General features: G+C 72.3%; 15 protein-coding genes and 1 pseudogene. 8 read left to right on the plus strand and 8 right to left on the minus strand.

Annotation, left to right across the window (positions count from 1 at the left end):
* Nucleotides 1-260: 260 nt before the first annotated feature.
* Nucleotides 261-455 (minus strand): hypothetical protein, encoded by a 195-nt coding sequence (locus ACFVS9_RS29670; RefSeq protein WP_014156281.1) that lies wholly within the window; start codon nt 453-455, stop codon nt 261-263.
* Nucleotides 456-946: 491 nt separating this feature from the next.
* On the opposite strand from ACFVS9_RS29670, the gene ACFVS9_RS29675 reads away from it, so the two are divergent.
* The gene (locus tag ACFVS9_RS29675) at nt 947-2110 is read left to right on the plus strand and encodes an acyltransferase family protein (RefSeq protein ID WP_389937287.1); all 1164 of its coding nucleotides are present in this window, start codon (nt 947-949) and stop codon (nt 2108-2110) included.
* A 48-nt stretch (nt 2111-2158) separates the two neighbouring features.
* On the opposite strand, the gene ACFVS9_RS29680 is transcribed toward ACFVS9_RS29675, so the two are convergent.
* The gene (locus tag ACFVS9_RS29680) at nt 2159-2659 is read right to left on the minus strand and encodes an HD domain-containing protein (protein WP_383113318.1); all 501 of its coding nucleotides are present in this window, start codon (nt 2657-2659) and stop codon (nt 2159-2161) included.
* Between the two features lie 151 nt (nt 2660-2810).
* Here ACFVS9_RS29680 and ACFVS9_RS29685 point away from each other — a divergent pair, with 151 nt between their 5' ends.
* Nucleotides 2811-3992: a cation:proton antiporter gene (locus ACFVS9_RS29685; protein ID WP_383113319.1), complete on the plus strand. Its 1182-nt coding sequence runs from the start codon at nt 2811-2813 to the stop codon at nt 3990-3992.
* A gap of 193 nt (nt 3993-4185) precedes the next feature.
* Here the strand turns inward: ACFVS9_RS29685 and ACFVS9_RS29690 are convergent, their stop codons facing one another.
* A complete protein-coding gene (locus tag ACFVS9_RS29690) occupies nt 4186-5331 on the minus strand; it encodes a PP2C family protein-serine/threonine phosphatase (RefSeq protein WP_383113320.1) in 1146 nt (381 codons plus the stop codon).
* Nucleotides 5332-5435: 104 nt separating this feature from the next.
* On the opposite strand from ACFVS9_RS29690, the gene ACFVS9_RS29695 reads away from it, so the two are divergent.
* A complete protein-coding gene (locus tag ACFVS9_RS29695; RefSeq protein ID WP_383113321.1) occupies nt 5436-6668 on the plus strand; it encodes a GNAT family N-acetyltransferase in 1233 nt (410 codons plus the stop codon).
* 10 nt (nt 6669-6678) lie between these two features.
* Here ACFVS9_RS29695 and ACFVS9_RS29700 read toward each other — a convergent pair whose 3' ends face one another.
* Both ACFVS9_RS29700 and ACFVS9_RS29705 read right to left on the minus strand, forming a co-directional pair.
* Nucleotides 6679-7500: an Fpg/Nei family DNA glycosylase gene (locus ACFVS9_RS29700; RefSeq protein WP_389937292.1), complete on the minus strand. Its 822-nt coding sequence runs from the start codon at nt 7498-7500 to the stop codon at nt 6679-6681.
* Between the two features lie 74 nt (nt 7501-7574).
* Nucleotides 7575-8063, minus strand: coding sequence for a ribose-5-phosphate isomerase (locus ACFVS9_RS29705; protein ID WP_383113323.1), 489 nt, complete (start codon nt 8061-8063; stop codon nt 7575-7577).
* A 246-nt stretch (nt 8064-8309) separates the two neighbouring features.
* Here ACFVS9_RS29705 and ACFVS9_RS29710 point away from each other — a divergent pair, with 246 nt between their 5' ends.
* Both ACFVS9_RS29710 and ACFVS9_RS29715 read left to right on the plus strand, forming a co-directional pair.
* Entirely contained in the window at nt 8310-9749 is a 1440-nt protein-coding gene (locus tag ACFVS9_RS29710; RefSeq protein WP_383113324.1) for an amino acid permease, read from the plus strand.
* 89 nt (nt 9750-9838) lie between these two features.
* On the plus strand, nt 9839-11146 hold the full coding sequence (locus tag ACFVS9_RS29715; RefSeq protein ID WP_389937297.1) for an FAD-binding oxidoreductase: 1308 nt from the start codon (nt 9839-9841) through the stop codon (nt 11144-11146).
* Here the strand turns inward: ACFVS9_RS29715 and ACFVS9_RS29720 are convergent.
* Nucleotides 11127-11720 (minus strand): biotin transporter BioY, encoded by a 594-nt coding sequence (locus tag ACFVS9_RS29720; protein WP_383113326.1) that lies wholly within the window; start codon nt 11718-11720, stop codon nt 11127-11129. The two genes, ACFVS9_RS29715 and ACFVS9_RS29720, sit on opposite strands and share 20 nt — an antisense overlap.
* A gap of 262 nt (nt 11721-11982) precedes the next feature.
* On the opposite strand from ACFVS9_RS29720, the gene ACFVS9_RS29725 reads away from it, so the two are divergent.
* Nucleotides 11983-13380 (plus strand): amino acid permease, encoded by a 1398-nt coding sequence (locus tag ACFVS9_RS29725; protein WP_389937300.1) that lies wholly within the window; start codon nt 11983-11985, stop codon nt 13378-13380.
* Between the two features lie 119 nt (nt 13381-13499).
* The gene (locus ACFVS9_RS29730; protein WP_383113328.1) at nt 13500-14921 is read left to right on the plus strand and encodes an amino acid permease; all 1422 of its coding nucleotides are present in this window, start codon (nt 13500-13502) and stop codon (nt 14919-14921) included.
* 37 nt (nt 14922-14958) lie between these two features.
* On the opposite strand, the gene ACFVS9_RS29735 is transcribed toward ACFVS9_RS29730, so the two are convergent.
* On the minus strand, nt 14959-15924 hold the full coding sequence (locus ACFVS9_RS29735) for an ArsR/SmtB family transcription factor (protein ID WP_389937305.1): 966 nt from the start codon (nt 15922-15924) through the stop codon (nt 14959-14961).
* A 60-nt stretch (nt 15925-15984) separates the two neighbouring features.
* Here ACFVS9_RS29735 and ACFVS9_RS29740 point away from each other — a divergent pair, with 60 nt between their 5' ends.
* Nucleotides 15985-17184, plus strand: coding sequence for an MFS transporter (locus ACFVS9_RS29740; RefSeq protein WP_389937308.1), 1200 nt, complete (start codon nt 15985-15987; stop codon nt 17182-17184).
* Here ACFVS9_RS29740 and ACFVS9_RS29745 read toward each other — a convergent pair.
* Nucleotides 17172-17641 (minus strand): annotated as a pseudogene (locus tag ACFVS9_RS29745) (GNAT family N-acetyltransferase). The gene ACFVS9_RS29740 and the pseudogene ACFVS9_RS29745 overlap by 13 nt on opposite strands.
* Nucleotides 17642-17759 lie beyond the last annotated feature (118 nt).

A 17759-nucleotide genomic window follows, 5' to 3' on the forward strand; every position in this document is an offset into this window, starting at 1 on the left:
GGTCGGGTTCGGCTCCGTGGACCGGGAGCCTGGCACGCCCGTTCACCGTGGTCGATGACCCGGGAGGTAAGGAACCGGCACTTCCGCGGAGAACACCGGGCCGCGGGCGGCAGCGGCCGGGCGGCGGGCGGACCTCCGGGCCGGGCCGTCCCCACGGCCCGCGCGCCTTCCGGCCGGGCGGGCGCCTTCGGTCCCTCCCGCGCGCCCGTGCCGGGGACCCGGCGGGCGGTCGTCCGCCGGGCCGGGCACCTCGCGTGACCTCAGAAGCTGATCTGGTTGAGCGTGTCGGCTATCGAGTTCATGAATCTGTTGATCGACGGGGCCATGCCCGTCGAGGCCAGGAAGAAGCCGAAGAGCACGGCGACGACCGCCGGCCCGCCCTTGATGGATCCACCGCGGATCAGCACCACCAGGACAACGCCCAGCAGAAGCACCACAGACAGTGAAATGGCCACGACTGATCACACCCTTGGTCGGTCCGCCTTGCCGGCCCGGCGGCGTGCGACCAGCACACCTCCGTCGCGCCCATCGTGCCACCAACTCCCCTGTGACTGCTGCGGGGTGATGGGGGCAAACATCCGGATCGCGCCATCCTCGCGCACGCGCGCGCTCGGTTGTGACCCCGCGTGCGACCCGCGTGCGCGGGGTGCCGGGCCGGACCCGCCCCGGCGGGGCGGAAAAACTGTGCGTCCGCTGTGCGCAGGGGAGTTCGAATAGTGCCGGATGTGATCGTTTCCATATCCCCACACTTCATTCACAGCTATTTGCCAGGAGTTCGTGCGACGAAATTCACTCTCACCAACCACCCGCCGATATGCACCATTTAAGGGGGATGAATCAGCACGTAACGGGCAGTTGGCAGTGGTTTCGCTTTCGAATGACAGGGAACACGCGCTATCTCTTGGGAGTTTTACGCATACCGATCGACGGGTCTAAGGTGCAGCAGATGTCCAAAGCTCCGAGCGAAATTCACAGGGCCCCGATCACCCCGGAGAGCCGGGAGTCGGAGCCGAGACACGAGCAGGTCCTGACAGCGGCCGGGGGCCCGTCCACCGCCTCCGTGACCGCTCCGGCCCGCACCTCGGCGCCCGCTCCGGCCAAGCGCCGCGACGCGTACTTCGACAATGTGAAGTACCTCGCGATCGTGCTCGTCGCCGTGGCCCACGCGTGGGAGCCGGTGATGGAGGGCAGCCGCACCACACGAGCGCTGTACATGGTCGTGTACACGTTCCACATGCCGGCCTTCATCCTCGTCTCGGGCTACTTCTCCCGGTCGTTCGACATGAGCTCGCCGAAGGTCAAGCGGCTCGTGACCGGGGTCGTGGTGCCGTATGTGATCTTCGAGACGGCGTACTCGCTCTTCAGGCGGTACGTCGGCGGGGTGGAGGACACCCCCATCACCCTGCTGGACCCGCTCTACCTCACCTGGTTCCTGATCGCCCTGTTCATCTGGCGGGTCACCACCCCGCTGTGGCAGTCCCTGCGCCACCCGATGCCCGTCGCGCTCACCATCGCCGTGCTCGCCTCGGTGACCCCGGAGATCGGCGACGACCTGGACCTCCAGCGCGTCTGCCAGCTGCTGCCGTTCTTCGTGCTCGGCCTGCTGATGAAGCCCGAGCACTTCCAGCTGATCCGGCGCCGCGAGGTGCGGATGGCGGCCGTCCCGGTGGCCGTCGGGGCCCTGCTCTTCGCCTACTGGGCCGCACCGCACATGCGGCTGGGCTGGTTCTACCGCAGCAACGCCGCCCAGGAGATGGACGCCCCCTGGTGGTCGGGCGCCGTGATGTCCCTGGCGATGTTCGGATGCGCGCTGCTGCTGACGATCGCGTTCCTGGCCTGGGTGCCGCGCCGCCCCATGTGGTTCACGGTGCTGGGCGCCGGGACCATCTGCGGCTATCTGCTGCACGGCTTCCTGGTGAAGGGTGCCGAGTACTCCGGCCTGTTCGACCGCTACGAGTGGCTCTCCGGGCCCGTGGGGCTCGTCGTCGTGACCCTCTCCGCGGCGGCCGTGGTGAGTCTGCTGTGCACCCCGCCGGTCCGGCGCGCGCTGCGCTTCGCGACCGAGCCGGACATGGACTGGGCCTTCCGCCGGAACCCCGTCAGGCGCTGAGCCTGTCCGGATCGGCCCCCTCCACCGGGGGCCGCTCCCGTCGGCCCGTCAGTGTGCGGCGGGGTTGGCCGGATCCCGCCGCTCGGCGGGCCCACCGCCCCCGTCGAGCCCCAACAGGCCGCGTACCAGCGCATATTTCTCGGCCAGCCGGGTACGGACCGCCGGTTCCAGGACCGCGAGCCGGCCGGGGTCCGCGTTGTGCGCCAGGTCCGACTCCTTGATCAGCAGCGCCCCGGGCGTGGCGAGAATCCGCCCGGTGTACGCGAAGAGGTCCTCGCCGTCCCGCTTGGTGACGGCGAGGACCATCTCTTTCACGCTCCCGGGCAGCGCGGCCTCCTCCAGCCACCGCCGGGACAGCGCGCCGTCCTCGATCGCGTCGTGCAGCCAGGCCGCCGCCCTCTGCTCCTCGCTGCCGCCCCGGGCCCGCACGCCCTCGGCCACCGCGGCCAGGTGCTCGGCGTACGGGCGCCCCGCCTTGTCGGTCTGCTCACGATGCGCCTCGCGGGCGATCGTCTCCACCTGCGACAGGGTCAGATACGGCGACGGCATGAGCCGACCCTACGCCGGGCTCCGGCCTGCCTCCACGGTCCCGCGAGTGCACCCCTGATCGTTCGGTAAACTAATTACTGACGATTCCTTGACGCGCTCTTGACCGAAAGAAGGAGACAGGCTCATCGGACACGCAGACACGCTCATCGCCATGGGGGGCGCGTTCCTCGCGGCCGCCATCCTCGCCCGCGTCGGCGGCCGCATCGGGCTGCCGACCATCCCCCTGTTCATCCTCGCCGGGATCCTGCTCGGCCCCCACACCCCGGGGGTCGTCCTCCTCGACGATCCGCACGACCTGGAGATGCTCTCCGCACTGGGCCTGGTGCTGCTGCTCTTCTACCTCGGCCTCGAATTCCACCTGGACGACCTGAAGACGGGCGGGCGCAAGATGGCGCTCGCCGGGGGCACGTATCTCGCCCTGAACGTCGGCGCGGGTCTCGGCTTCGGCTTCGCGCTGGGCTGGGGCACCTCGGAAGCGCTGGTGCTCGCGGGTGTGCTCGGCATCTCGTCGTCCGCCATCGTCACGAAGGTCCTGGTGGACCTCGGCCGGATCGGGAATCCGGAGACACGGCCGATCCTCGGCATCATCGTCGTCGAGGACGTCTTCCTCGCGCTCTACCTGGCCGCGCTGCAGCCGATCCTGTCCGGTGCGGACAGTCTCGGGGCGGCGGTGCTGGACGGCGGCAAGGCCTTCGGCTTCCTGCTGCTGCTCGCCCTGATGGCGCGGTTCGGCACGAAGCTCATCGGCAAGCTGATGAACACCAAGGACGACGAGCTCCTGGTCATATCCTTCCTCGGTGTCGCCGTCTTCGTGGCCGGGGTCTCGGAGTGGTTCGGCGTCGCCGACGCGATCGGCGCGTTCATGGTCGGCCTCATGCTGGGCAGCACGACCTCGGGCACCCGCATCCTGAAGCTGGTCCATCCGCTGCGGGACGCGTTCGGGGCGATCTTCTTCTTCGCCTTCGGACTGTCCATCAACCCCGGTGACCTGCCGACCGTGCTGTGGCCGGTGCTGGCGGCGGTCGCGGTGACCGTGCTGATGAACGTCTTCGCCGGAATGGCCACGGCCAAGATCTACGCCTTCGGCCCGAAGGCCACGGCGAACGTCTCCACCACCCTGCTGGCGCGCGGCGAGTTCGCGCTGATCCTCGCCACGATGGCGGCGGGCGCGGGCCTGGACGAGCGGCTCTCGCCGTTCATCGCCGGGTACGTGCTCCTGCTCGCGGTCCTGTCGCCACTGGCGGCCGGCCGCTCGCACTGGCTCGCCAGGATCCTGCCCGGCAAGCGGGAGCGGGACCAGGAGGAGGCGGAGAAAGAGGCGGTACCGGTCTGAGGTGCGGACGGCCCGGGTGCGGGGGCCGTGGCCACGCACCCGGGATGACGCACCCGGCGTCCGGCGTGCGGGGCGCCGGGGGCTCGCGCGGGGCGGCGGGCCCCCGGGCGGTGCTCCCCGGAACACCTCCACGTTCGGGTGATGAATGGGCCCACACTTGACGCCTGTACCGTTTCAACCGCTTCCGTACGGTTCAGGCGTGGCGTGACAGGAGCAGGAGCGCGCGGTCGTCGTTGACGTCCTTCGCGCAGGCCTCGATCAGATGCCAGGCCGCGCCCTCGAACCCCGTGGCGACGTAGCGGTCGGCCTCGCCGGTCAGCCGGTCGATGCCTTCCTCGATCTCCCTGTCGGACGCCTCCACCAGCCCGTCCGTGAAGAGCATCAGCACGTCACCGGGGGCCAGGGAGCCCTTCACCGCGTCGAACTGCGCCCCGTCGTACACGCCGAGGAGCGGGCCCTCGGCTGCCATCTCCTCCCACCGGCCGCTGCCGGCGTGCAGTTGCAGCGCGGGGGGATGGCCGGCCGAGAGGAGTTCGTAGTCGCCGGACTCCAGGTCCAGGACGAGGTGGATCGAGGTCGCGAAGCCCTCGTCCCAGTCCTGGCGCAGCAGGTAGCCGTTGGCGGCGGGCAGGAAGCCGTGCGGCGGCAGGGAGCCCAGGAGGCCGCCGAAGGCGCCGGACAGCAGCAGGGCGCGGGAGCCCGCGTCCATGCCCTTGCCGGAGACGTCGGTGAGCACGACTTCCAGGGTGCGCCCGCCGTTGGTGCGGGCGGCGACGACGAAGTCTCCGGAGAAGGACTGGCCGCCCGCGGGACGGAGCGCCATCTCGCGGTGCCAGCCCTCGGGCAGCCGGGGCAGGGCGCTCTGGACCCGGATGCGCTCCCGCAGGTCGAAGAGCATGGTGCCGCCGCGCCGCCACGGCACTCCGACCCTGGCCCGGAACTGGGCGAGGACCAGCCCGAAGAAGCCGCAGGCCGCGACCACCAGGACGGTGCCCGGTGTGACCCGGGCCGGTCCGTCGGCGTACGGGCCGAGGGCCAGGGACTCGACGATCAGGGCCGTGGCGGCGGCCGCGTAGAGCCCCAGCAGGCTGGCCGGGCGCAGCAGCAGGCCGCCCGCGACGATCGGCAGGGCCAGCGCGGTCGGTGAGCACCACACCGGGTTGAGCAGCGTGGCGCAGGTGATGACCGGGATGACGACCAGGAGGCCGGCCAGAGCTATCCAGTCGGAGCCGTCCCCGCGGAAGTAGTCGACCCCGGACCGGCGCAGCGCGATGCGCGCCCGGTGGGCCGATCTTCGCCACCGGGCGGTGTAGGTCTCTGCTCCTCTGCGACGGGCCATTGTCGGGACCTTATCCACCCGACGGCCTCCGGTGCAGGGGGACCCTGTGACAATGTGTTCGAAAGTGGGTCGCTCGGGCGGCGTGGCACTGGTAAGCAGGGATCATGAGCACGGAATTGCGGGTGCCGGCGGCATCGGACTGGGACACGTGGCTGGGCTGCGTCGAGCTGGCGTTCGGCGGTGTTCCGTTCTCGCCCGGGACCCGTGAGATGTACGCCGCCCTTGCGGAGCCGGAGCGTTCGCTCGGTCACCGGGACGGCGCGGAGTGGGTGGGGACGGCCGGTGCGTACGGCTTCCGGCTGACCGTGCCCGGCGGGGCCGCGGTCCCGGCCGCGGGCGTCACGATGGTGAGCGTCGCCGCGACGCACCGCAGGCAGGGACTGCTGACGTCGATGATGCGGCGCCAGCTGGAGGACGTCCGTTCGTGGGGCGAGCCGCTCGCGGTGCTGCTGGCGTCGGAGCCCGGCATCTACGGCCGGTTCGGCTACGGCGCGGCAACGATGGAGACGAGCCTGCGGATCGACAGCTCCCGGGTCCGGCTGGCGCTGCCCCCGGGCACGGACGGGGTGCGGGTGCGCCGGTCGTCCCCGGAGGAGGCGCTCGACGCCTGCGAGGCCGTGTACGCGCGTCTGGCGCCCGGCCGTCCCGGTACCCCGGTGCGGCAGCCGGGCTGGGAGCGGGTGCCCGTGAACGACCCGGAGAGCGCCCGGGGCGGCGGCTCGCCGCTCCAGTGCGTCCTCGCGGAGCGGGACGGCGAGGTCACGGGGTACGTCACGTTCCGCCTGCGGCCCGCCTGGGAGGGCGCCGTGCCCAGCGGGACGGTCGCGGTGCGCGACCTCGCGGCGCTCGATCCGGCCTCGTACGCGGCGCTGTGGCGCTTCGTGTTCGGGATCGACCTGACCTCGGTGGTCGAGTGCGGCAACCGGCCCGTGGACGACGCGGTGCTGCGGCTGGTCTCCGACGTCCGGCGCTGCGAGGTGCGGGTGCGCGACGGACTGTACGTGCGGCTGGTCGAGCTGGGTGCGGCACTGGAGGCCCGGAGCTACCGGGCCCCGGTCGACGTGGTGCTGGAGGTGGAGGACGCCTTCTGCCCGTGGAACGCGGGGCGTTGGCGGCTGACCGCCGACGCGAAGGGCGCGGCCACCTGCCGGCGGACGGACGACCCCGCCGGGCTGGCCCTGTCCGTGAACGAGCTGGGGGCCGCCTATCTGGGCGGGGTGTCGCTGTCGGCCCTCGCCGCGGCCGGCCGGGTGCGCGAGCTGCGGGAGGGCGCGCTGGCCGCGGCGTCCCTCGCGTTCTCCTCGGACACCCAGCCGTGGTGTCCGCACGGCTTCTGAGCCGGGCCGCCTACCGGCCCGCCGCCGACGGCTGGCAGGACGGGCACCAGAAGAGGTTGCGGGCGGCCAGGTCCGCCGTGCGGATCGCGGTGCCGCAGATGTGGCAGGCCTGCCGGGCCCGGCGGTAGACGTAGACCTCGCCGCCGTGGTCGTCGACCCTGGGGGGCCGGCCCATGGCCTCGGGGAGGTGCTCGGGGCGGACGGTGTCGATGCGGTTGTTCCGCACGCCCTCACGCATCAGGACGCCGAGGTCGGCCCAGACCGCGTCCCATTCGCCCCGGGTGAGGTCCGTGCCCGCGCGGTAGGGGTCGATGCCGTGCCGGAAGAGGACCTCGGCGCGGTAGACGTTGCCGACGCCCGCGACGACCTTCTGGTCCATGAGCAGGGCGGCGACCGTGACACGGCTGCGGGAGATCCGCCGCCAGGCCCGCTCGCCGTCCGCGTCGGCGCGCAGCGGGTCGGGACCGAGCCGGTCGTGTATCGCGCGCTTCTCGGGGCCCGTGATCAGGGCGCACGTGATGGGGCCGCGCAGGTCGGCGTGGTGCGCGTCGTTGAGCAGGCGCAGCCGGACGGTGTCGGTGGGCGGGGGCGCGGGGACGGTGCCGAAGCCGAGCTTGCCGAAGAGGCCGAGGTGGATGTGGACCCAGGCCTGTCCCTCGAAGCCGAGGAAGAGGTGCTTGCCGTGGGCGTCGACACCGGTGAGGGCCCGGCCGTCCAGCAGCGCCGCGCCGTCGGAGAACTTGCCCTGGGGGCTGCTCACCCGCACCGGGCGGTCCGCGAACCGCTCGTGGTGGTCGGCGGCGAGGCGGTGGATCGTATGCCCCTCGGGCACGGCGGGTCTCCTGGTGACGCGCTCGTGCCGCCGGGCGGGGGCCCGGCGGCACGAGGAGGGCGGTGCGGGGCCGTTCAGCCCTGCTGCGGGTGGTGGGCCGGGATCGGGGGGAGCTCGCCGGTGTTCTCGTAGGCCGAGAGCATCTCGATGCGGCGGGTGTGGCGTTCCTCACCCGAGTACGGGGTGTCCAGGAAGATCTCGACGAACCGGGTGGACTCCTCCACCGTGTGCATCCGGCCGCCGATGGCCACGACGTTGGCGTCGTTGTGCTCACGGCCGAGCGCGGCGGTCTGCTCGCTCCAGGCGAGCGCGGCGCGGACGCCCTTGACCTTGTTCGCGGCGATCTGCTCGCCGTTGCCGGAGCCTCCGATGACGATGCCGAGGCTGTCCCGGTCGGCGGCCGTCCGCTCGGCGGCGCGGAGGCAGAACGGCGGGTAGTCGTCCTGGGCGTCGTAGATGTGGGGACCGCAGTCGACGGCCTCGTGGCCGTGGGCGGTGAGCCACTCGACGAGGTGGTTCTTCAGTTCGAAGCCGGCATGGTCGGAGCCGAGGTACACGCGCATGGTGCGAAGTGTGGCACGGACGGGGCGGGGTAATCGTCAGCGGGGTCGGGACCCACCGGGCTTTCCGTGGGGTCCGGTTCGGGTCCGGGCCCGTGCGGCCCGCCAGGGCAACGATCGGGTCAAGGAAGCGGACGAGGGGGTTCCGTTTCCGGTGTCGGCCGGGCTTGAATGCGTGGCCTCGTCCTCGCAGCACCCCCGCCGAGGCAACACCGACACACGTGATCAGAAAACGTAAGGATTCGATCCATGACGTCGCAGACGACTCTGGCCGGACCGGGCGAACAGCCCGGCGAGCCGGGTGGGCCCGGTTCACCGGACGGGCTCCAGGCCGGGCTCAAGAACCGTCACCTCTCGATGATCGCCATCGGCGGTGTGATCGGAGCGGGCCTCTTCGTCGGCTCCGGCGCCGGCATCGCCGCCGCGGGGCCGGCCATCCTCCTGTCGTACGCGCTGGTCGGCCTGATGGTCGTATTCGTCATGCGCATGCTCGGCGAGATGGCCGTCGCCCGGCCGAGTTCGGGTTCCTTCTCCGCCTACGCCGACCAGGCCCTGGGCCGCTGGGCCGGCTTCTCCATCGGCTGGCTGTACTGGTTCTTCTGGGTCGTGGTGCTCGCCGTCGAGGCCACGGCGGGCGCCAAGATCCTGGAGAGCTGGGTCCCCGGCGTACCGCAGTGGGCGTGGGCCCTGATCGTCATGGTGGTCCTGACGGCCACCAACCTGGTCTCCGTCGGCTCGTACGGCGAGTTCGAGTTCTGGTTCGCCGGGATCAAGGTCGTGGCGATCGGCGCGTTCGTGGTCGTCGGCCTGCTCGCCGTCTTCGGCGTCCTGCCGGGTTCCGACCACGCGGGGTCCGGCCTCGCCCACCTCACGGACACCGGCGGGTTCTTCCCCGAGGGGCCGGGGGCCGTCCTCACGGGTGTGCTGATGGTCGTCTTCTCCTTCATGGGCAGCGAGATCGTGACGCTGGCGGCCGGCGAGTCCGAGGACCCGCGGCGCGCCGTCTCCAAGGCCACCAACAGCGTGATCTGGCGCATCGCCATCTTCTACCTGGGCTCGATCTTCGTCGTCCTCACCCTGCTGCCGTGGAACGACCCCTCGATCGTCGAGGACGGTTCCTACGTCGCCGCCCTGAACGTCATAGGCATCCCGCACGCCGGGCAGGTCATGGACGTCATCGTGCTCACGGCCGTGCTGTCCTGCCTCAACTCCGGCCTCTACACGGCCTCGCGCATGGCCTTCTCACTGGGGCGGCGGGGCGACGCGCCCCAGGCGTTCTCCCGGGTGAACAAGCGGGGCGTGCCGCAGGCGGCGATCCTGTCGTCCGTCGTGTTCGGCTTCGTGGCCGTGTTCTTCAACTACCAGTGGCCGGACACGGTGTTCGCGTTCCTGCTGAACTCCTCGGGGGCGGTCGCCCTGTTCGTGTGGCTGGTGATCTGCTTCACCCAGCTGCGGATGCGCGGCATCATCCTGCGCGAGGCGCCCGAGAAGCTCGTCGTACGGATGTGGCTCTTCCCGTATCTGACCTGGGCGACGATCGCGATGATCTCCTTCGTCCTCGTCTACATGCTGACCGACGACGCCGGGCGCGAGCAGGTGCTGCTCTCCCTGCTGGTCGCGGCCCTGGTCGTGGTGGTCTCGCTGGTGCGCGACGCCCGCGGTCGCAGGGCGGGGACGCCGGTCGAGTGACCGGCACGCATACCTGACGGCGGTTGTCAGGTATACCCGGAAGGCTCTCCCTCGCCACGCGGTCCCGCAGCGAACGGAGAGCCTTCGTCATGACAGCCACCCCCGCGGTCGAGAGTTTCCAGACCGGCTTCACCATCGGCCCCGACGTCCTGGTGGAGGCCACCGGGGACGCCGACGTGCGGGCGGCCGTACGGGAGGCCGCGGCGCGCGGACTGTCCGTGGCCGTCCACGCGACCGGGCACGGGCTTCCGGGCCCGGTCGAGGGCGGGACGCTGATCAGCACCCGCCGGATGGACGCCGTGCAGATCGACCCGGTGCGGCGCACGGCCCGCATCGGGGCCGGGGCCACCTGGGGCCGGGTGGCCGGCGCGGCGGCCACGCACGGGCTCGCGCCGCTGAACGGCTCGGCGCCGGGCGTGGGCGCCGTCTCGTACACCCTGGGCGGCGGACTGGGCATCCTGGCGCGGGAGTTCGGCTACGCGGCCGACCATGTGCGCTCACTGGACGTGGTGACCGCCGACGGCGTCCTGCGCCATGTCACCCCGGACAGCGAACCGGACCTGTTCTGGGGGCTGCGGGGCGGCGGCCACCGGCTGGGCGTCGTGACGGCGCTGGAGACCGGCCTGGTGGCCGTGGAGCGGCTGTACGGCGGCTCGATCGCCTTCGACGGGGCCACCGCCCCCGAGGTGCTGCGCCGCTACCTGGAGTGGACGCGGACCGTGCCGGAGACCTGCACCTCCTCCCTGGCGGCGCTGTGCTACCCCGACATGCCGCAGCTCCCGGAGCCGCTGCGGGGCCGGTACGTCGTCTCGGTGCGCGTCGCGTCCACCGGCACGGCGCGGGACGGCGAGGCGCTGGTGGCGCCGCTGCGGGCGATCGGGCCCGCGCTCTCGGACTCGCTGCGGGAGATGCCGTACGGAGAGAGCCCCACCATCCACAGCGACCCGCCGCTCCCGCACGCCTACTACGGCGAGGGGCTGATGCTCGGCGGACTGGACGCCGGGACCGCGGCGGGGGTGCTGGAACTGACCGGGCCGGAGGCGCCGGCGATGACGGTGGTCCAGCTCAACCACCTGGGGGGCGCGCTGGCCTCACCCCCCTCCCCCGGCAACGCCGTGCCCTACCGCGACGCGCGCTTCCTGCTGCGGCTGCTGTCACCGCTTCAGGGCACGGACGTGACGGCGGCACGGGCGCTCTTCGCCCGGGTGGCCGCGCGGACGGCCCGCCACCACCTCGGCCGCGCGCTGAACTTCTCCTTCGGCGGCGGGGGGCACCCGGAGACGGGACGGGACTTCCACGGCCCCGGGACACGCGAGAGGCTCGCCGGTCTGGTGTCGCGGTACGACCCGGCGAGCCTCTTCGGCGGTGCCTACGGCGTCAGCCGCGACGCCCGATGAGCTTCCAGGAGGCGGGCAGCGCGCCCATGGCCAGGGCCGCCTTGAGGGCGTCGCCGATCAGGAACGGCACCAGGCCGGCCGCGACGGCGGCGCTCATGGACATGCCGGTGGAGAGCGCCAGGTACGGCACGCCGACGGCGTAGATGACGAGGGAGCCGACGGCCATCGTGCCCGCGGTGCGCAGGACGGAGCGGTCACCGCCCCGGCGGGCCAGGCCGCCGACGACGGTGGCCGCGAGCAGCATGCCGAGGACGTAGCCGAAGGACGCGCCGCCCGGTCCGGAGGTGCCCTCGGAGAACCACGGCATGCCGGCCATGCCGACGAGCGTGTACAGGGCGAGGGAGAGGAATCCGCGGCGGGCGCCGAGCGCGGTGCCGATGAGCAGCGCGGCGAAGGTCTGGCCGGTGACGGGAACCGGGGAGCCGGGGACGGGCACGGCGATCTGGGCCGCGATGCCGGTGAGTGCGGCGCCGCCGAGGACCAGCGCCGTGTCCACGGCGTAGCGGTGCCGGGCTGCGGGCAGCAGGTCGGCGAGGACCGCTCCGGATCGGACGGGGGCGGCAGCAGTGCTCATCGGGACTCCGCGGGTGAGGTCGGCAGGCAGGGACGGACTGAGGGTGACGTTAGCCGACGGAATATCACTCGATCACCATCAGCGGCCCACAAAGCGGCGCGTGAGGGGATAGTCGGGTTCGCACAAAGAGTCGTGCGCAATCACGCCCCGGCGTGATGCTGGTCACTGAGGCAGAGGTGCATGCGGCTCCGCGTTCGGGAGGAAGGGCCGCCCCGTGAGACTGTAGGTTCCCCATAAATCATCCGAGAGTGATCCGCAGCTCATGCACGACGCGCCCCCCACGCACCCCGCCGCTCCGTCCGCGCCCCCGGCCCACGGTCTCAAGCAGCGCCATCTGACGATGCTCGGGCTGGGCGGGGTGATCGGCGCCGGCCTCTTCGTCGGGTCGGGTGCCGGGATCGCGGTGGCCGGGCCCGCCGTCGTCGTCTCGTACCTGGTCGCGGGCACGCTCGCGATGCTGGTGATGCGGATGCTCGGCGAGATGTCGGCGGCGATGCCCGCGTCCGGGTCCTTCTCCGTCCACGCCGAGCGGGCGCTGGGGCGCTGGGCCGGCTTCAGCGTGGGCTGGCTCTACTGGTTCATGCTGGTGGTGGTGCTCGCCGTGGAGGCGACGGCCGCCGCGCAGATCGCCCACGGCTGGGTACCGGCGGTGGACCAGTGGCTCTGGGTGCTGCTGTTCATGGTGGTCTTCACCGCGGCCAACCTGACGGCGGTCAGGAACTTCGGCGAGTTCGAGTTCTGGTTCGCCGCGCTCAAGGTGGCCGCGATCGTGGTCTTCCTGGCGCTGGGTCTGCTGGCCGTCCTCGGCGTCCTCCCCGACACCCGCCCGGTGGGCCTGTCCAACCTGACCGGCCGGGGCGGGTTCCTGCCGAACGGCTGGGACGGCGTGGTCTCCGGCGTCCTCACGGTGGTGTTCGCCTTCGGCGGCCTGGAGGTCGTGACGATCGCGGCGGCCGAGACCGACGACCCGGCACGGGCCGTGGGGCGTGCGGTGCGCAGCGCCGTGGTGCGCATCCTGTTCTTCTACGTCGGCTCGATGCTGGTGATCGTGACCGTGCTGCCGTGGACCGCGCAGCGGGCCGGGCTCAGCCCGTACGTGAAGGTCCTGGACTCCGTCGGGGTTCCGTCGGCCGGGCAGATCATGAACATCGTGGTGTTCGTGGCGCTGCTCTCGGCTCTGAACGCCAATCTGTACGGCTCGTCCCGGATGGTCTTCTCGCTGGCCGAGCGCGGCGAGGCGCCGCGCGGGCTGCTGAAGACGTCGGGCGGGCGGGTCGGCGGTGGCGGGGTGCCCCGCCGGGCGGTGCTCGCCTCGGTGGCCTTCGGCTTCGTCTCCGTACTGCTCAACCTGAAGTGGCCCGACACCGTCTTCCTGTACCTGCTCAACTCGGTGGGCGCGGTCCTGCTGTTCGTCTGGGGCCTGATCGCGGCCTCGCAGCTGAGGCTGCGGCGGCGGCTGGAACGGGAGGCACCGGGGGCCCTGACCCTGCGGATGTGGTGCTTCCCGCATCTGACCTGGGTCACCCTGGCCGGTCTGCTGGCCGTCCTGCTGCTGATGCTCACCGACGACGCGGCCCGTCCGCAGGTGCTGTGGTCGGCGGGCGCCACCGGCCTGGTGCTGCTCGTCGCGGCGGTCCGGGAGCGGCGCGTCCGGCCGTAGGCGGGTGCGCACCTTGTGTGAACCTGGTGACCGTATAGCGGACGGCCGTTCCTCTTGGGCGGGGCTCGTGGCAAGACTGTGGCCCGACCCCTGTCCCGACCAGTGAACAGAGTTTGTCCATGTCCCGGTCCTCAGCGCCGCCCCCCACGGACGCCCCCGCCGCCGACTCCGCGCTCACCCACGGACTCAAGCAGCGCCATCTGTCGATGATCGCCCTGGGCGGGGTGATCGGCGCCGGGCTGTTCGTCGGCTCGGGCGCGGGGATCGCCGCGGCCGGTCCCTCGATCGTCCTGGCGTACGGCGTCTCCGGGCTGCTGGTCATGTTCGTGATGCGGATGCTCGGCGAGATGTCGGCGGCCAACCCCGCGTCCGGCTCCTTCTCCGTGCACGCGGAACGGGCGATCGGCCCGTGGGCGGGCTTCACCGCCGGGTGGTCGTTCTGGGTGCTGCTCTGCGTGGCCGTGGGGCTGGAGGGCATCGGTGCCGCCCAGATCGTCTCGGGCTGGCTGCCCGGTACGCCGGAGTGGGCCTGGGTCGCCCTGTTCATGGTGATCTTCCTGGGCACGAACCTCGCCGCCGTCAAGAACTTCGGTGAGTTCGAGTTCTGGTTCGCCGCGCTCAAGGTCATCGCGATCACCCTGTTCCTGGTGCTGGGCCTCCTGGCGATCCTGGGCGTGCTGCCCGGCACGGACGCCCCCGGCACCTCCAACCTCACCGGGGACGGCGGCTTCCTGCCGAACGGCTCCGAAGGCCTCATCATCGGCCTGCTGGCCTCCGTCTTCGCGTACGGCGGCCTGGAGACGGTCACCATCGCGGCGGCCGAGTCCGAGAACCCGGTGCGGGGCGTCGCCAAGGCGGTGCGTACGGCGATGTGGCGCATCGCCGTCTTCTACATCGGGTCGATGGCCGTCATCGTGACCCTCGTGCCGTGGGACGACCCCCAGGTCGCCGAGGTCGGTCCCTTCTACGCGATGCTCGACCACCTGGGCATCGGCGGTGCCGCGGAGATCATGAACGTGGTCATCCTGGTCGCGCTGCTCTCCGCGATGAACGCCAACATCTACGGCTCCTCGCGCATGGCCTGTTCCCTCGTCGCGCGCGGCCAGGGCCCGAAGGTGCTCGGCAGGATCTCCTCGGGCGTCCCGCGCAACGCCGTGCTCGCCTCCTCGGTCTTCGGCTTCCTGTGCGTGCTGCTCAGCTACTGGCGTCCCGACGACGTCTTCCCGTGGCTGCTCAACATGATCGGCGCGGTGATCCTGGTCGTCTGGATCTTCATCGCCGTCTCCCAGCTGGTCCTGCGCAGCCGCACGGAGCGCGAGACACCGGAGCGGCTCGTCGTCCGGATGTGGCTCTTCCCGGGCCTGACGATCGCGGCCCTGGTCGCCATGGCCGGGATCTTCGCCCTGATGCTGCGCCAGCCCGGCACCCGCGACCAGCTGCTGGCGACCGGCGCGCTCACCGCGGTGCTGATCGTGACCGGCGTGGTGCGGCAGAAGCGGGCCGAACGCCGCACCCGGGACGAGGAGCGGCCGCAGTCCTAGGGCGCGGCGGAGGCCGAGGCTCCGGCGCGGCGGCGCCTCAGCCGGGCGGGGCTCCGAGGAGCACGTCGCCCGCCTCCGTACGGAAGTAGAGCACCGAGCGGCCCGACCGGCGGCGGCCGGCCAGCCCGGCGTCCAGCAGGACCTTGAGGTGCCGGCCCACCGATCCGAGTCCCTGGCCGGTCAGCCCCACCAGCTCCGTGGTGCTCCTGGGGCGGTCGAGCAGCACGAGGACGACGGCCCGTGAGCTTCCGAGCAGCCGGCCGAGGCCGTCCGGGACCACGGGCCGGTCCGCGTCCGACAGGGTTCCGGAGCAGGCGTAGACGACCGCGTAGCGTCGCGCCTCCGCGTCCCAGGAGACCCAGCCCTGGCGTGGTGTGACGGGAACGAACACCAGTTGCACCCGGGCGAGTTCACGTGGCGGGTAGGCCCGCGGGTTGACCTGGAGCCGGCTGTCGCCCAGCCAGCGCATCCCGGGGCTCAGCGTGTCCAGCGCGGCGGCCCAGCCGCCCCGGCCGAGCTGTCCGGCACGGGCCACGAGGTCCGCGTCGATGATCCGCCGGCGGCGTGGCCAGTCCGGCAGCACGATGCTCTCCCACACCCACTCCAGCAGACCCGCGGCCCTCCGCGGGAGGTCGGAGCGCCGGAGCGCCGCGGGGAGCGGTCCTCCGCCGGACACCTCCAGATCGGCGCGGGCGCGCTCGGGGGGCGTCTCGCGCACCTGCGCCAGCTCCTGGGCGAACGTGGTCCCGCCGGTGGGTGTGGGGGTGAGGAAGTCCGCGTTCCAGTGGCCGCCGAGACCGGTCCGTACGAGCCGGGCGGTGACCGGGTCACCGGCGAGGCGCTGCCGGTAGGCGGGCCGGTGGGCTTCGAACCAGGCGCGTTCGGCCGGGTTGGCGGCCGTTCCGCACTCCAGTGCCTGGAGCGTCGCCGTGGCCTCGGACAGCTCCGAGACGACGAACCGCCCCGCGGCCAGGGTGTCCGCGCCGACCTGCCACCAGCCCATGGTTTCGCCTCCGTGCGAAACAGTAACGGTCCTGCGGAACGCTCACGGAGACTCCCCGCCATGCTCACCTACCGGGACGTTCTCCGTATGCCGCAGTTCGGCCCCCTCTTCGCGACGAGTGCCCTGCAGAACGCCGCCTCGACGACGAGCGGACTGGCCCTGGGTGTCCTGGTGTTCACCACGACCGGGTCTCCCCTGCTGTCGGCCCTCTCCATGTTCGGTTCCTCGCTGGCCCAGGTGATCGGCGCGACCCTCCTGATGTCCGCCGCCGACCGGCTCCCGCCACGCGGAGCGCTCTGCGGCTCGGCACTCGCCTTCGGCATCGGGACCGCCGTGCTGGCCGTCCCCGGGGTGCCGCTGCCACTGGTGTTCGCCGTCGTCCTGGTCGAGGGCGTCGTCGCGTCGGTGACCGGCGGGGTGCGGTACGGGCTGCTCAACGAGGTGCTCCCCGGGCCCGCCTTCCTGCTGGGGCGTGCGGTGCTCAACATGTGCGCGGGCTCCACTCAGGTCCTCGGTTACGCGGTGGGCGGCGTCCTGGTCGCCGTGGTGTCGCCGCGCGGCACGCTCTTGGTGGCGGCGGCCCTGTACCTGGCCGGCGCCGCGGCCGCGTGGTCCGGTATCGCGCGCCGGCCTCCCCGGGCGGCCGGGCGGCCGTCGGTGGGCGAGACCTGGCGGACCAACGCCGTGCTGTGGTCCTCGGGCCCCCGGCGGCGCGTCTACCTCTCGCTCTGGGTGCCCAACGGGCTGGTCGTCGGCTGCGAGTCGCTCTTCGTCCCCTACCGGCCGGACCGCGCGGGGCTCCTCCTGGCCTGCGCGGCCGTCGGGATGCTGGCCGGGGACACCGTGACGGGACGGTTCCTGCCGGCGCGGTGGCGGGGGCGGCTGGGCACGCCGCTGCTCCTGCTGCTGGCCGCGCCCTACGTGCTGTTCGCGCTGCGGCCTGCCCTGCCCCTGGCCCTGGTCCTGACGGCACTGGCCTCCACCGGCTTCTCGGCGAGCCTGCTGTTCCAGGAGCGCCTGATGGCACTGACCCCGGGCACGATGACGGGCCAGGCGCTCGGCCTGCACTCCTCCGGGATGCTCACCGCGCAGGGTGGGGCGGCGGCGCTCGCGGGAGCCGTCGCCCAGCGGAGTTCGGCCCCGGCGGCCATCGCGGTGATGGCCGCCGCCTCGCTCGTGGTCACGCTCGCCCTGGCACCGGGGCTCCGGCGCGACCGGCGCGGCGCGCTCCCCGGCGCGGCGGCGCCTCAGCGCGGTTGAGTGCGGAGCGGCAGGGCGAGCAGCGGGAGTTCGCGGCCCGGGATCGAGCCGGACGGCGTGGTGCCGGTCCGGACCGCGCCCATCGCGAGGTAGAACGGCTCGGCGTGCGGGTCGGCGTCGATCGTGAGGGACTCGAAACCGAGCCGCCGGGCCTGCGCCACGGTGTGCGAGAACAGCAGCCGGCCCACGCCCCGGCCGATGGCCTCCGGCTCCACGAACATCATGCCGAGCGCCCCCTCGGGCGGTTCCCCGGACAGGGCGGTGAAGCCCAGGACGCGGCCGTCCTCCTCCGCGACCGCCGTCCGCCCGCCCGCCGTGTCACCGGGGTGACGGTCAGTTCGTCACGGCAGGCGGCCAGGAATGCCTCGTCGTAACCCCAGTGGGCCTTGGACCGCAGGGCCAGTCCGGTCAGGGCCTCGGCCTCCTCCGGCCGGCCCTCGCGTACACGCACCACCATCGTCCCCTCCCGCCGTACCGGTGTCCTGCTCACCTTAGGCGCGACGGCACGACGTCCCGGATCGCCGGACCGATCACGTCCCGGGCTTCCTCCTGCTAGCCTGCAATTGCGAAAGACT

This window comes from Streptomyces sp. NPDC058008 (genome assembly GCF_042886395.1).
GTDB lineage: Bacteria > Actinomycetota > Actinomycetes > Streptomycetales > Streptomycetaceae > Streptomyces.